General features: G+C 69.6%; 13 protein-coding genes and 1 pseudogene. 5 read left to right on the top strand and 9 right to left on the bottom strand.

The window, feature by feature from the left end; translation table 11 throughout:
• Window positions 1-19: 19 nt before the first annotated feature.
• The 3 genes from ACTHL4_RS09265 to glmS form a co-directional block, all read right to left on the bottom strand.
• Window positions 20-1,549 (bottom strand): bifunctional ADP-dependent NAD(P)H-hydrate dehydratase/NAD(P)H-hydrate epimerase, encoded by a 1,530-nt coding sequence (locus ACTHL4_RS09265; protein WP_440282464.1) that lies wholly within the window; start codon window positions 1,547-1,549, stop codon window positions 20-22.
• An 8-nt stretch (window positions 1,550-1,557) separates the two neighbouring features.
• Window positions 1,558-1,908, bottom strand: a complete 351-nt coding sequence (locus tag ACTHL4_RS09260; protein WP_440282463.1) for a holo-ACP synthase — start codon at window positions 1,906-1,908, stop codon at window positions 1,558-1,560.
• A gap of 79 nt (window positions 1,909-1,987) precedes the next feature.
• Window positions 1,988-3,841, bottom strand: a complete 1,854-nt coding sequence (gene glmS, locus ACTHL4_RS09255; RefSeq protein ID WP_440282462.1) for a glutamine--fructose-6-phosphate transaminase (isomerizing) — start codon at window positions 3,839-3,841, stop codon at window positions 1,988-1,990.
• A 99-nt stretch (window positions 3,842-3,940) separates the two neighbouring features.
• On the opposite strand from glmS, the gene coaA reads away from it, so the two are divergent.
• On the top strand, window positions 3,941-4,903 hold the full coding sequence (gene coaA, locus ACTHL4_RS09250) for a type I pantothenate kinase (protein ID WP_440282461.1): 963 nt from the start codon (window positions 3,941-3,943) through the stop codon (window positions 4,901-4,903).
• 16 nt (window positions 4,904-4,919) lie between these two features.
• Here coaA and ACTHL4_RS09245 read toward each other — a convergent pair whose 3' ends face one another.
• The 3 genes from ACTHL4_RS09245 to ACTHL4_RS09235 all read right to left on the bottom strand — a co-directional run bounded on the left by ACTHL4_RS09245 (window position 4,920) and on the right by ACTHL4_RS09235 (window position 7,717).
• Window positions 4,920-5,354, bottom strand: a complete 435-nt coding sequence (locus ACTHL4_RS09245) for a hypothetical protein (RefSeq protein ID WP_440282460.1) — start codon at window positions 5,352-5,354, stop codon at window positions 4,920-4,922.
• A gap of 68 nt (window positions 5,355-5,422) precedes the next feature.
• Entirely contained in the window at window positions 5,423-6,223 is an 801-nt protein-coding gene (locus tag ACTHL4_RS09240) for a hypothetical protein (RefSeq protein ID WP_440282459.1), read from the bottom strand.
• Window positions 6,224-6,481: 258 nt separating this feature from the next.
• On the bottom strand, window positions 6,482-7,717 hold the full coding sequence (locus ACTHL4_RS09235) for a PhoH family protein (protein WP_440282466.1): 1,236 nt from the start codon (window positions 7,715-7,717) through the stop codon (window positions 6,482-6,484).
• Between the two features lie 614 nt (window positions 7,718-8,331).
• Between ACTHL4_RS09235 and ACTHL4_RS09230 the strand changes: the two genes are divergently transcribed.
• A complete protein-coding gene (locus ACTHL4_RS09230) occupies window positions 8,332-9,366 on the top strand; it encodes an LD-carboxypeptidase (protein WP_440282458.1) in 1,035 nt (344 codons plus the stop codon).
• Between the two features lie 45 nt (window positions 9,367-9,411).
• On the opposite strand, the gene ACTHL4_RS09225 is transcribed toward ACTHL4_RS09230, so the two are convergent.
• Window positions 9,412-10,173: an isoprenyl transferase gene (locus ACTHL4_RS09225; protein WP_440282457.1), complete on the bottom strand. Its 762-nt coding sequence runs from the start codon at window positions 10,171-10,173 to the stop codon at window positions 9,412-9,414.
• Window positions 10,174-10,291: 118 nt separating this feature from the next.
• On the opposite strand from ACTHL4_RS09225, the pseudogene trhA reads away from it, so the two are divergent.
• A pseudogene (gene trhA / locus ACTHL4_RS09220) lies at window positions 10,292-10,993 on the top strand (PAQR family membrane homeostasis protein TrhA).
• A gap of 57 nt (window positions 10,994-11,050) precedes the next feature.
• Here the strand turns inward: trhA and ACTHL4_RS09215 are convergent.
• Complete coding sequence (locus ACTHL4_RS09215; RefSeq protein WP_440282456.1) at window positions 11,051-11,329, bottom strand: hypothetical protein; 279 nt, start codon at window positions 11,327-11,329, stop codon at window positions 11,051-11,053.
• Window positions 11,322-12,281 (bottom strand): mycothiol conjugate amidase Mca, encoded by a 960-nt coding sequence (mca, locus tag ACTHL4_RS09210; RefSeq protein WP_440282455.1) that lies wholly within the window; start codon window positions 12,279-12,281, stop codon window positions 11,322-11,324. The genes ACTHL4_RS09215 and mca overlap by 8 nt, the downstream gene beginning before the upstream one ends.
• Window positions 12,282-12,393: 112 nt before the next feature.
• Here mca and ACTHL4_RS09205 point away from each other — a divergent pair, with 112 nt between their 5' ends.
• Complete coding sequence (locus tag ACTHL4_RS09205; RefSeq protein WP_440282454.1) at window positions 12,394-12,756, top strand: DUF4307 domain-containing protein; 363 nt, start codon at window positions 12,394-12,396, stop codon at window positions 12,754-12,756.
• 203 nt (window positions 12,757-12,959) lie between these two features.
• Window positions 12,960-13,454 carry a transcription elongation factor GreA gene (gene greA / locus ACTHL4_RS09200; protein WP_440282465.1) on the top strand — a complete coding sequence of 165 codons (495 nt, stop codon included), beginning with the start codon at window positions 12,960-12,962 and terminating at the stop codon, window positions 13,452-13,454.
• Window positions 13,455-13,501: the final 47 nt, after the last annotated feature.

Genomic DNA, 13,501 nt, shown 5'->3' with positions numbered 1-13,501 from the left:
AGAAACTTCGTGGGGTGGCTCAGCCGGGGAGGCGGAGCAGATGGGCGACCGCGCGGCCGACCTCGTGCGCGATGTCCATGGCGCGCACCGGCCCGCCGGGGTTGGCGCGGTCGCCTGCCACGCCGTGCGCCAGCGCAGCGAGGGCGCCGGCGCGCAGCGGGTCGAGGCCGGCGGCGAGCAGCGCGCCGCACACGCCGCCGAGCACGTCGCCGCTGCCGGCCGTGGCCAGCCAGGCGGGTCCGTCGGCCTGGGTGTGGATGGGCAGCCCGCTCTCGGTCGGCGGCACCACGGCGGTCACCGCGCCCTTGATCAGGACGGTGCACCGCATGCGGTCTGCGACGGCTCGGGCCACCACGGTCGGTGCCCGGTGCACGTCGTCGGCCGACAGTTCACCGCCGCCGGCGTCCCGCTGACCGGCCCCGGGCCGAGCGGCCGCCGGCAGATCGGACCGTCGGAGACCGATCCGCCGGGCGAGCCGCAGCAGTTCCCCGGCGTGCGGGGTGAGGAGGGTCGGCGCCGGCCGCGGACCGGCCAGCAGGTCGAGTCCGCCCGCGTCGAGCACCACCGGCAGGTCGGAGTGGAGGGCGTCGCGGGCGGCGGACAGCTGCTCCTGGGACGCGTCGTCGGGGTCCATGCCGGAGCCGATCAGCCACGCCTGCACCCGGCCGACACCGAACACTGCCTCGGGCACCGCCTGCCGCAGCAGGCCGGTGGGCGCGTCGGGACCGACATACCGCACCATCCCGACACCCGCCGTGACTGCTGCGGTCACCGACATCAGCGCGGCGCCGGTGTAGTGCTCTCCCCCGGTGATCACCCCGAGCACGCCGCGCGAATACTTGTCGTCGCCCGGGGCAGGCACCGGCCACAGTCCGGCGACGTCGGTGTGCGAGAACCGTTGCACCGCAGGGGTTTCCGGCTCCGGAACGCCGATGTCGAGCACCGTGAGCAACCCGTTCGCCTGCTCGGTCGCCGGCATGAGGTGAACCGGCTTGGCCAGGCTGAAGGTGACGGTCTCGTCGGCGTAGATCGCGTCGCTGCCGACCTCGCCGGCGGGGTCGGCTCCGGACGGGAGGTCGACGGCCAGCACGAGCGCATCGTCGGCGATGAGGTCGGGCAGGTCGCGCAGATGCTCCGGCAGGCCGGGGCGGCCGCCGATACCCAGGATGCCGTCGATGACCAGGTCCGCCGCAGCCAGCGCCGCACGTATGTCGGGTGCCGCCTGGCCGGTGCGCCATTCGAGCACGCCCGACCCGGCGTCGCGTGCCGCGGCCAGCGCCTGCTGGTGCGTGTGTGCGCCGACCAGGACCGCCACGACCTCCGTGTTGTCCGCGGCCAGCTGTGCCCCGGCATACAGCGCATCGCCGCCGTTGTCCCCGCTGCCGGCGAGCACCACCACCCGACCGGTGTGCTCCTCGGTCAGCCGCGCAGCGGCCACCCGGGCAAGCCCGGTCGCGGCACGCTGCATCAGCTCACCGTCGGGCAGTGTCGCCCGCACCGCGTCCTCGGCAGCGCGGACGGCGGGCACGTCATACGCCCGAAGCATCATGGGACTCCTCAGCTCTCGGCCACCACCACCGCGGACGCGATGCCCGCGTCGTGCGAGATGGACAGGTGCAACGAGCGTATGCCGAGCTCGTCCGCCCGTGCCCGGACCGACCCCTGGAGCTGCCACGACGGCTTGCCGACGGCGTCCTTGACGACGATCGCATCCGTCCAGTGAAGTCCCACCGGAGCGCCCAGCGCCTTGGCGAGGGCCTCCTTGGCCGCAAAACGGCCGGCCAGCGAATGCGGCGGAAGATCACGTTCGGACCCGGCGAAGAGTCGCTCCGTCAGCCGTGGCGTGGCCTCGAGCGTGGCGCTGAACCGCGCCACGTCCACCACGTCGATGCCGACGCCGACGATCACGGTGTCAGGCCGATCGAACAGCCGAGGGAGAGGGCGGGGATTCGGGGGTGCGACGCGGAGGAGAAACGTCGTGGGGTGCTCATTCCACCGTCACCGATTTGGCCAGGTTGCGCGGCTGGTCGACGTCCAGGCCCTTGGCGTTGGCCAGCTCCATCGCGAAGACCTGCAACGGCACCGCGGTCAGCAGCGGCTGCAGCATCGGCGACGTGCGCGGGACCCGGATCACTTCGTCGGCGAACGGCTCGACCGCGGTGTCGCCGTCCTGGGCGATGACGATGGTGCGCGCACCCCGGGCGCGGATCTCCTGGATGTTTGACACGACCTTGCCGTGCAGGCCGTGCGGCGTGTCCGGCCCGGGCACCACGATGAAGACCGGCTGTCCCGGCTCGATCAGTGCGATCGGCCCGTGCTTGAGCTCCCCGGCGGCGAAGCCCTCGGCGTGGATGTAGGCCAGCTCCTTGAGCTTGAGCGCGCCCTCGAGGGCGATCGGGAAGCCGACGTGCCGGCCGAGGAAGAGCACCGAGCGGGTGTCCGCCATGAAGCGGGCGATCTCCCGGACCCGGTCCAGGTTCTCCAGCACCTCGGCGATGCGGTCCGGCGCCTCCTGCAGCTCCGCGAGCACCGCGCGCGCGTCATCGGCATACGAATGCCCGCGCAGCCGCGCCAGGTAGAGCCCCAGCAGGTAGCAGGCGGTGATCTGGGCCAGGAAGCCCTTCGTCGAGGCGACGGCGATCTCCGGTCCGGCGTGCGTGTAGAGCACAGCGTCCGACTCCCGCGGAATGGTCGCGCCGTGGGTGTTGCAGATGGACACCGTCAGCGCACCCAGGTCACGCGCGTGCTTGACCGCCATCAGGGTGTCCATCGTCTCGCCCGACTGGCTGATCGACACCACCAGCGTGCGCCCGTCGACGATCGGGTCGCAATAGCGGAACTCGTGCGCCAGGGCCACCTCGACGGGGATGCGCGTCCAGTGTTCGATCGCGTACTTGGCGACCATGCCGGCGTATGCCGCGGTGCCGCACGCGACGAAGGTGATCCGGTCGACGTCGCGCAGCTGCTGCTCGGAGATGCGCAGTTCGTCGAGCACCAGCGCACCCGTCTCGTCGGTGCGGCCCAGCAGTGTGTCGGCGACAGCCTGCGGCTGCTCGTGGATCTCCTTCTCCATGAACCACTGGTGACCGCCCTTCTCGGCGGCCGCGGCGTCCCAGTCGACGTGGAAGGTCTTGCCCCGTGCCGGCTCACCGTCGAAACCGATGACGCGGACCTCGTCCGGCGTGATGGTGACGATCTGGTCCTGCTCCAGCTCCATCGCCTCGCGGGTGTAGCCGATGAACGCGGCGACGTCGGAGCCCAGGAAGTTCTCGCCGTCGCCGAGGCCCACCACCAGCGGGCTGTTGCGTCGCGCACCGACCACCACACCGGGCTGGTCCGCGTGTATGGCGAGCAGCGTGAAGGCACCCTCCAGCCGGGCCACCACCGCCAGCATCGCGGCGGTCAGGTCACCATCGTAGGCGCGCGCGAGCAGGTGGGCGACCACCTCGGTGTCGGTCTCCGAGGCGAAGTCGACGCCGGCCTCGGTCAATTCGGTGCGCAGTGCGTGGAAGTTCTCGATGATGCCGTTGTGGATGAGCGCCAGTTTGCCGTCCGGGCCGCCCAGGTGCGGGTGTGCGTTGGCGTCGGTGGGGCCGCCGTGGGTGGCCCAGCGGGTGTGGCCGATCGCGGTGCGCGAGGACTGCAACGGGTGCTGGTCGATGTCGCCGATCAGGTTGGCGAGCTTGCCCGCCCGCTTGCGGCTCTCGATTGCGTCATCCTCGACCAGTGCGATGCCGGCCGAGTCGTAGCCGCGGTATTCCAACCGCGCCAGACCCTCCATGACCACGGCCTGCGCCCGATCGCTGACCTGCGAGCCGACATACCCGACGATTCCACACATGGCGCCAATTGAACCTGATCGCGCGCTTCGCGGGTGGAACCGCCCCGTCGTCGGCGATGCGGCCGGGCTGCGGGTCCCTCTGCGAACGGTTCGTGGACAATGGCGGGCGTGTCTCGCAGCCGCACTCCTGTCAGCTCCCCTTTCGTCGAGTTCGACCGGGCCGCCTGGGCGGGGTTGCGTGACTCCCATCCGATGAGCCTGACGGCCGAGGACGTCCGCCGGTTGCGCAGCACCGGCGACCGCCTGGACCTGCCGGAGGTGGAGGACATCTACCTGCCGCTGTCCCGGCTGCTCAACATCTATGTGGCGGCCACCGGCCGGCTGCACCGGGTCACCACCGACTTCCTGGACGAGCGGCCGGCGCGCACACCGTTCGTGATCGGCATCGCCGGGTCGGTGGCGGTCGGCAAGTCGACCACGGCCCGGATCCTGCGCGAACTGCTGGCGCGCTGGCCGGGCACGCCACGGGTCGACCTGGTGACGACCGATGGATTCCTCTTCCCGAATGCCGAGCTCGAGCGACGAGACCTGCTGCAGCGCAAGGGCTTCCCGGAGTCCTACGACCGGCGCAAACTCATCCGCTTCCTGACCGAGGTCAAGTCCGGAGCGCCGCGTGTCAGCGCGCCGGTCTACTCACACCTGACCTACGACATCGTGCCGGGCGAGCAGATCGTGCTCGAGCAACCGGACGTGCTGATCGTCGAGGGGCTCAACGTGCTGCAGCCCTCAGCCCTGACCACCGACCAGCGCGGCACGCTGGCCGTGTCGGACTTCTTCGACTTCTCGGTCTACGTCGATGCGCGCGAGGAGCACATCAAGCAGTGGTATGTCGAGCGCTTCCTGCGCTGGCGGCAGACCGCATTCGCCGATCCCGGTGCTTACTTCCACCGGTATGCCGCACTGACCGACGAGCAGGCCGTCGAACGCGCCGGGCAGATCTGGGAGACGACCAACGGGCCGAACCTGCGGCAGAACGTCGCGCCGACCCGTAGCCGGGCGACCTTGGTGCTGCGCAAGGATTCCGGTCACAACGTGACGCGGGTCCGGCTGCGCAAGATCTGACCGGTCGCGCGCGTCGTCAGCGCTTCTCGGACGGCTTCGAGAACTCCGCCCGATCCTCGACGTTGTCCTCCACGCCGTCGTCCGCGTTGTCGTCCGCGCCCTCGTCCGCGTCGTCGTCGAACATGTGCTCCACGTCGTCGACCGACATGGTGTCGGCGTCGTCCTCGTCATACGCAGCGTCGTCGAGTGCCTCGGCGCGCCGGGTGCGCACCCACAGCAGGAGCCAGCCGCCCGCGAAGACGGCGGCGACCACGAGCGCGAGCAGCACGCCGCCGAAGACCTGGTAGAGCAGGTGCGAGACGCCGTTCGCCGGGACCGAGCCCTTGTCCTTGTTGTCGAAGGTCGGTGCCTGACTGTCGCCCCACGTGGCGCCGAGCCCGCCCGCGACCGCGATGAGCACTACCGCGACGGCCCAGTAGACCGCCACGAACCATCGCTTGTGCAGGAGCATGGTGCCCAAAATAGCCCGTCGGTCGGATCTGTCCGAAGGTCCGGTTCCGTCGGCGATTCGTGGGGTGACTAGTACCAGCCGGTGGCCTGCGAGTGACCCCAGGCGCCGCAGGGCGAACCGTAGGTCGCCTTGATGTACCCCAGCCCCCAGCGGATCTGCGTCGCCGGGTTGGTCTGCCAGTCGGCACCGGCGCTGGCCATCTTCGAGCCGGGCAGGGACTGCGGGATGCCGTAGGCACCCGAGGAGGGATTGGTGGCGTTCGCGCGCCAGCCCGACTCGCGGTTCCACAGGCTGACCAGGCAGCTCATCTGTCCCTGGTCCCAGCCGTAGGACGACAACATGGCGGCGGCATACGCCTGGGGGCTGCCGCCGAAGCTCGCGGCCGGGGGCCGGGTGGTGTCGCGCGAGGTCTGCGCCTTCTCCCGGCTGGCTGCGGCCTTCTGCTTCGCGGCCTTCGTCGCGGCCGCCTTCTTGTCGCTGGCGGCCTGCTGGGCGGCGCGTGCGCTGGCCCGCGCGGCGCTCTGCAACTTGTCGGCGGCGGCGGCGCGTGCTGCGGCGGCGGACCGCGACTTCGCGTCGGCGCTCTTGCGGGCGCTCACGGCCTGCTGGGCGGCTGCGAGTTGGGCCTGCGCATCCGTGGCCACGCCGGAATCCGCGGCGTTCAGTGCGGTGGAGGCCGCGGGGACGCCGAGCACCAGGTGAGCTTGCGCGGAGCCGGTCGCCGTGGCGCTGGCGGTCGCCGCCGTGGAGTAGGCCGCTGCCGCGAGGGAGACGGTCGAGATCGCTGCTGTTGCTGCAACGGCCGGCCGGCGGAGTGCGCCGATTCCTGTGTCGCGACGGGCGCGGTGACGTCCCACGGGACGAGACATGAAGCAGCAGCCTTTCGGGGGAGACATGACGAACGCGCCCGCAGGAGTCCCGGCACAGCGATGCGACAGCACCATGAGGTCCTGTCGCATCGCTCTGCCGCACTCGAGGGTGCCTGATCCTCACGTGGAGGACCCGGCCCACGAAGCCCTTGCGGGCGCCGTATGTCGAGCGCGTCTGCAGGTACGTTATCCCGAAGTATGCCCGAGCGTTACCGAAACGAGATATCCGGGGTCAAAAGATCTTGCGGCCGTGGGCCGTCAGCTCTCCGGTCCTTCCAGCAGATCGGTCACCAGAGCGGCGATCGGACTGCGTTCGCTGCGGTGCAGGGTGACGTGGCCGAACAGCGGGTGGCCCTTCAGTTTCTCGATGACGGCAGCGACTCCGTCGTGCCGGCCGACACGCAGGTTGTCGCGCTGCGCCACGTCGTGGGTCAGCACGATCCGGGAGTTCTGGCCGATGCGGGACAGCACGGTCAGCAGCACGCCGCGCTCCAGCGACTGCGCCTCGTCCACGACGACGAAGGCGTCGTGCAGCGACCGGCCACGGATGTGGGTCAACGGCAGCACCTCGAGCAGACCGCGGTCCATCACTTCCTCGGTCACCTCACGCGAGACCACGGCACCCAGGGTGTCGAAGACCGCCTGGGCCCACGGGCCCATCTTCTCGTTCTCGGTGCCGGGCAGATAGCCCAGTTCCTGGCCGCCGACGGCATACAAAGGACGGAAGACGATCACTTTGCTGTGCTGGCGGCGCTCCATCACCGCTTCCAGGCCCGCGCACAGTGCGAGCGCCGACTTGCCGGTGCCGGCCCGGCCGCCGAGGCTGACGATGCCGACGTCCGGGTCGAGCAACAGGTCCAGTGCGATGCGTTGTTCGGCGGACCGGCCGTGCAGCCCGAAGGCGTCGCGGTCGCCGCGGACCAGCCGCACCGACTTGTCCGCCATCACCCGGCCGAGTGCGCTGCTGCTGCCGGCACCGAGCATCACCACGCCGGTGTTGGTCGGCAGGTCGGCGGCCGCCGGGATCTCGGCCCGGCCCTCGTCATACAGCCGGTCGAGGATCTCCGGCGCGACATCGAGTTCGGTGGTGCCGGTCCAGCCCGAGTCCACGGCGAGCTCGGCGCGGTATTCCTCCGCGGACAACCCGACCGCGGAGGCCTTGACCCGCATCGGCATGTCCTTGCTGACGACGGTCACGTCGTGACCCTCGTTGGCCAGGTTGCGGGCCACCGCCAGGATCCGGGTGTCGTTGTCCCCCAGCCGGAATCCGCTCGGCAGCGACTGGGGATCGGTGTGGTTCAACTCGACCCGCAGGGTGCCACCGTCTCCGATCGGCACCGGCGCATCGAGCCGGCCGTGCGTGGCGCGCAGGTCGTCGAGCAGCCGCAACGCCGAACGTGCGAAGTAGCCGAGCTCGGGATGGTGGCGTTTGGCCTCCAACTCCGTCACGACGACCACCGGCAGCACGACCTCGTGCTCGGCGAAGCGGGTCATCGCCCGCGGGTCGGACAGCAACACCGACGTGTCGAGCACGTAGGTGCGGACGCCGCTGGAGGTGGACGTGGAGGTGGACGTGCCGCTGGACCTGTCGGTGGACGCCGAAGGGGAGGGCTGGGAGCTGGTAGCCATGACGATCTCCTCCTGTCACGCGGCATGTGTCGCCGTGTGACCTACTCTCGGACCAAGTGCCGGGACCGCGCCCCGAGGGGCCGGTGCCGGCCCTTCGTCCGGAGCGAAGATCGCTCCATCTGGGCCTCCCGAACGCAGTGCGGGGATCGCAGCTGCGTCACCGCCGACACTTCCTGAAAACCGGCGTTCCATGCCAACGACACGCCGCCCCGTTCACGGCAAATTCCGTGGCCGTTCCGCCTGCCACATCAGCGGCAACTTGGGCCACACCTGTCACATTCACCACAGATGCCACGAGTGCCACAACTGCCCCCGACAAACGCCGGGAGTATGCCTATCGCGCGTCATACACCGCGATGGGCATAGTGGAAGCTCGGCGCCGATCCGGGAGTATGCCGATCGCGCGCCATACACCGCGATCGGCATGGTCGACGGAAACTCGATTGCCGTCGCCCGTCCCGCACTGCTGGACTGCGGGCATGACCCGCCCCGTGCTGCCCGCTCCCCTCGACCCCGGCGACCGAGTGGCGGTGCTGTCGCCGAGCTGGGCTGCGCCCGCGCATTTCCCCGCCGTCCACGAGCGGGCGTTGCAGCGGCTGCGCGACGACTTCGACCTGGAACCCGTCGAGTTTCCGACCACCCGGCGCGATGCCGGCGCGGCCGATCGGGCTGCGGACATCAACGCGGCGTTCGGCGACCCACAGATCAAGGCGGTGCTGGCCACCATCGGCGGCGAAGACCAGCTGACCGTGCTCAAGCACCTCGACGCCGACCTCATCCGGTCGCATCCGAAGCGGTTCCTCGGCTACAGCGACAACACCAACGTGTTGAACTTCCTGTGGTTCCACGGCATCGCCGGCATCCACGGCGGGTCGACGCAGGTGCACCTCGGTCCGGTCCCGGACCGACTGCACCTGGACTCGCTACGCGTCGCCCTCTTCGGCGGCGACATCGTGCTGACCCCACCGGACCGCACCCGCGACGTCGGCATCCGCTGGGACGATCCGCGCGCGCTCACCGATGCGGCACCCGACATCCCGGCCGAACCATGGACCTGGAGCGGCCCGCAGCGCAGCGTCACCGGACCGACCTGGGGCGGGTGTTTGGAGATCGTCGAGTGGACCCTGGCGACGAACCGGTGGATGCGCCCGGTCGCCGATTACGCAGGCGCGGTGCTGCTGTTCGAACCGCACGAGGAACTGCCCACACCCGAGCAGAACTATCGGCTGCTGCGCACCATCGGCGAGCGCGGCCTGCTCGGTGCAGCGAGCGCGCTGTTGTGGGGGCGGCCGCCGGTCAGCGATCACGAGCACCCGGTCACCGAGCAGGCGGCGTCGCAGTTGCGGTCCGAGCACCGCGACTGCGTGCTGCGTGCTGTCGCGGAGTACAACCCCGACCTCGTCGTGGCACTTGACGTCGACTTCGGGCACACCAGTCCCCAGCTGCTCCTGCCGTATGGCGGAAACGTCACCGTCGACGGCGCCTCGCAACAGATCACGGCCCATTTCGGCTGACGCCACCCCGGCTCAGCGGGCCGCAGGGCCGCCCTGCGGCGGCGGCTACTTGCCGAGACGACGGTCGCGGACGGCATACGCACGCAGGGCGCGGAGGAAGTCGACCTTGCGGAAATCGGGCCAGTAGGCCTCGCAGAAGTAGAACTCCGAGTGCGCGCTCTGCCACAGCAGGAAACCACCCAGCCGCTGCTCGCCCGAGGTGCGGATCACCAGATCGGGGTCGGGCTGACCCTTGGTGTAGAGGTGTTCGGCGATGTGCTCCACGTCGAGGGTCTCGGCCAGCTCCTCCAGGGAGGTGCCGCGGGCGGCGTGCTCCTGGAGCATCGCCCGCACCGCGTCGGCGATCTCGCGGCGGCCGCCATACCCGACCGCGACGTTGACGATCATCCCGTCGACCCCGGCGGTGGAGTCAGCGGCGTGCTTGAGCACCTGGGCCGTGGAGTCCGGCAACAAATCCAACGCACCTACCGGGTGCAGTCGCCAGCGCTGCTCGGCGGCCAGTCCCTCCACGGCGCCCTCGATGATGCCGAGCAGCGGCGTGAGTTCGGCCTGCGAGCGGTTGAGGTTGTCGGTGGACAGCAGCCAGAGCGTCACGACCTCGACGCCGGCCTCCTCACACCAGTCCAACAGGGGCTTGATGTTGTCCGCGCCCGCCTGATGACCGTCCTTGGTGGCCGCACCGCGGGCCTTCGCCCAGCGCCGGTTGCCGTCCAGCATCACACCGACGTGCCGCGGGAGGTTCTGCTCGGGGAGGGACTTGCGCACGTGTCGCTCATATGCGAGATAGAGCAGATCGCTCATGCGCATCGGCCGGCCCCCACCTTCCTCGTCGTCGGGCGTGCAGACCACCAGAGTATGCCGAGGCGTCGGTCACATCGACTCAGCACGGTCGATCGGCACCGGATCCGGCCACTACGCTGGGTGTATGAACCCGTCGACCCCCTCGGCTGCGCGCCACCTGCAGCACGACGCAGCGGAGCTCATCCGCGCTGTCAAGCCGAAGCTGCGCGGCTGGCTGCACGCCGGTATGACGCCTTTGGCCGTCGCGGCGGGCATCGTGCTGGTGTGCCTGGCGCCGACGGCACGTGGGCGGATCGGAGCGGCGGTCTTCGCTGTCACCGCAGCACTGTTGTTCGGCACGTCGGCCTTCTATCACCGGGGCAAGTGGAGTCCGCGCGTCGAGTAGATGCTGAAGCGGATGGACCACTCCAACATCTTCCTGATCATCGCGGGTACCTACACGCCGTTCGCGTTGACCCTGCTGCACGGCCGCGACGCCGTCAGTCTGCTGTTGCTGGTGTGGGGCGGTGCCGGACTCGGCGTGTTGTTCCGCGTCTTCTGGGTCGGCGCCCCGCGCTGGCTCTACACGCCGATCTACGTCGCGCTGGGCTGGGTCGCCATCTTCTATTTCGGCCCGCTGATGCGTTCCGGCGGCCCCGCCGTCATCACGTTGATCGCGGTCGGTGGCGCGCTCTACACGCTGGGCGCCGTCGTCTACGGCACCAAGAAGCCGGACCCGTCACCGAAGTGGTTCGGCTTCCACGAGATCTTCCACTCGTTCACCGTGGTGGCGTTCATCTCCCACTACGTCGCCGCGTCCCTGGCGATCTACGGTCACGCACACTGACGCCCGTCGACACCGGTGCGTCCTGCTGCGGCCGGTCGTGCGGTGAGGCGGCGCCGTTCAGTTCTCCTGGTGCGGCTGGTCCGGTGGCGCTGACTCGCCGTCGGCGGGCGGGCGCGACTGCTCGGCCCGGTGCTGCGCGGCGCGGGTGGCCGAGCGCGGGGCGAGGGGGATTCGTTGCCGGACCGGATGCTCCTGCTCCTCCTGCCATTGGGTCTTGCGCAGGTGGTTGTTCATGCTGCGAAACAGCAGCCAGCACGCGATCGCCAGCCCGAACAGCACGATGAAACCCCAGATGCCCGCGGTCACCGCCACGCTCTCGTTGCCGCCGTCACCCATGGCTGGCCTCCTGTGTCACTCGTTGCTGCACGTCGTCGATCACCGGTGCGCCGAGGTCTCCGGTCGCCATCGCATCGGCGGCCGCGACATCGGCCGGCAGCCCGGCGAACAGATCATCCTCACCCGCGGCCAGCGGCACCCACGACCGCACCAGGTCGAACTCCTCGGTCGGCCAGACTCGTGCCTGATCGGCCGGTGACAGCGCGAAGAACGTGCCGTCCGGGTCGATCTGAGTGGCATGGGCCAACAGGGCCTGCTCACGCACCGGGAAGTATTTCGAGCACTCCACCCGCGTGGTGACGCGACCCTCGGGCCGGTCCTCGCGGTGCTTGAGCCATTCGGCGTATGGCGACTCGCGTCCCTCGTCGAGCAGCGCCTCGTGGAACGCGATCATCTTGGCCTTGGAGAAGCCGCGGTCGTAATAGAGCTTCAACGGCTGCCACGGCGCGCCCGCGTGCGGGAACGCGTCCGGGTCGGCGGCCGCTTCGAAGGCGGCCATGGTCACGTCGTGGGTCATGATGTGGTCGGGGTGGGGGTAGCCGCCGTTCTCGTCATACGTGGTGACGACGTGCGGGCGGAACGCGCGGATCTCCCGCACCAGTGCCTCGGTCGTGACCTCCAGCGGCTCCAGCGCGAAGCACCCCTCCGGTAGCGGCGGCAGCGGATCGCCTTCGGGCAGCCCGGAATCCACGAACCCCAGCCAGGTCTGCCGGACCCCGAGGATCTCCCGGGCCTTGGCCATCTCGGCGCGCCGCACCTCGGGCAGGTCGCGGGCGATGTCCGCGTTGCCCTGCAGCCGCGGGTTGAGGATGTCGCCCCGCTCGCCGCCGGTGCAGGTCACCACGAGCACGGGGTGACCTTCGTCGACGTAGCGGGCCATCGTGGCCGACCCCTTGCTGGATTCGTCGTCAGGGTGGGCGTGAACTGCCATCAGGCGCAGGGCCTCAGTCACGTGCTGCACTCCTCGTTGTCCATGGTGTCCCATGCTCGGGAAACGGTCCGTTGCCTGTCCGGTGCGGGGGCGACGACGAACCGCCGATCTTCGCGACCTATTGTCTCACTTCATGGCCGTCCCCCGAATTCCACCCGAGCAACGCAAGTGGTGGATCATCGGCACCATCGGCGTGCTGATCATGACGGCCGGCGCGATCTGGTGGGGCATCTCGGCGACCCGCGGGGTCAGCTGGGACAACGGGCCGTTCCAGGTGGTCAACGACCGCAAGGTGCAGGTGACGTTCTACGTCACCAATCAGGACGGCAAACCGGTCAGCTGCACGCTGGAGGCCCAGGACATCAGCCATGGTCGCGTCGGGGTGATCACCGTCGACCTCCCGGCCAGCGACTACACCACCACCGAGTACACCCGACAGATTCCGACGGTCGCCAAGGCGGTCACCGGATTCGTCGACCACTGCGCATACCGCTGAGCCGCGCCGCGGGTTTCCGGATCGATTCGGGTCCGCACCTGCCCGGTGCTATGGTTGACAGCTATACCCAAGGTCTGGGACCAGCATCCGGCGAAGCACCGGAGCGGCCCCGGACCTCATTGTTTGACCCACTGTTCGACCAACGTGGTCGACCAACGTGTTCGACCAATTGTTTGACCAGGTCCGACGACCTAAGGAGAGTAATCGTGAGCACCGCTGACGCATCGGCCAGCTTCCTGACCCAGGAGGCCTACGACCGTCTGAAGGCCGAGCTGGACCATCTCTCCGGCGAAGGGCGCACCGACATCGCGGCCAAGATCGAGGAAGCTCGCGAGGAGGGCGACCTGAAGGAGAACGGCGGCTATCACGCCGCCAAGGAGGAGCAGGGCAAGATGGAGGCCCGCATCCGCCAGCTCGAGGAACTGTTGCGCAACGCGGTCGTCGGCCAGTCCTCCGCCACCGAGGGTGTCGTCAGCCCGGGCATGGTCGTCACCGTCGAGATGTTCGGCGACAAGGAGAAGTTCCTGCTGGGCAGCCGCGAGATCGCCGGCGACTCCGATATGGACGTCTACAGCGAGAAGTCGCCGCTGGGCAGCGCCATCAATGGCGCCAAGGTCGGCGACAACGTGTCGTACGAGGCGCCCAACGGCAAGACCATCGTGGTGAAGGTGCTCGAAGCGACGGCATACACCGGCTGACATCGACACGGGCGAAGGGGCGCACGCGGCAACCCGCCGCGCGCGCC

This window comes from Flexivirga sp. (assembly GCF_051955415.1).
Taxonomy (GTDB): domain Bacteria; phylum Actinomycetota; class Actinomycetes; order Actinomycetales; family Dermatophilaceae; genus Flexivirga.
The sequence above is the reverse complement of the archived record's forward strand: the minus strand, read 5'-3'. Positions and strand labels throughout refer to the sequence as shown.

Coding starts and splice junctions, on each gene's coding strand:
- ACTHL4_RS09265 (WP_440282464.1), bottom strand. CDS start 1,549: ATGATGCTTCGGGCGTATGACGTGCCCGCCGTCCGCGCTGCCGAGGAC.
- glmS (WP_440282462.1), bottom strand. CDS start 3,841: ATGTGTGGAATCGTCGGGTATGTCGGCTCGCAGGTCAGCGATCGGGCG.
- coaA (WP_440282461.1), top strand. CDS start 3,941: ATGGCGGGCGTGTCTCGCAGCCGCACTCCTGTCAGCTCCCCTTTCGTC.
- ACTHL4_RS09245 (WP_440282460.1), bottom strand. CDS start 5,354: ATGCTCCTGCACAAGCGATGGTTCGTGGCGGTCTACTGGGCCGTCGCG.
- ACTHL4_RS09240 (WP_440282459.1), bottom strand. CDS start 6,223: ATGTCTCGTCCCGTGGGACGTCACCGCGCCCGTCGCGACACAGGAATC.
- ACTHL4_RS09235 (WP_440282466.1), bottom strand. CDS start 7,717: ATGACCCGCTTCGCCGAGCACGAGGTCGTGCTGCCGGTGGTCGTCGTG.
- ACTHL4_RS09230 (WP_440282458.1), top strand. CDS start 8,332: ATGACCCGCCCCGTGCTGCCCGCTCCCCTCGACCCCGGCGACCGAGTG.
- ACTHL4_RS09225 (WP_440282457.1), bottom strand. CDS start 10,173: ATGCGCATGAGCGATCTGCTCTATCTCGCATATGAGCGACACGTGCGC.
- ACTHL4_RS09215 (WP_440282456.1), bottom strand. CDS start 11,329: ATGGGTGACGGCGGCAACGAGAGCGTGGCGGTGACCGCGGGCATCTGG.
- ACTHL4_RS09205 (WP_440282454.1), top strand. CDS start 12,394: ATGGCCGTCCCCCGAATTCCACCCGAGCAACGCAAGTGGTGGATCATC.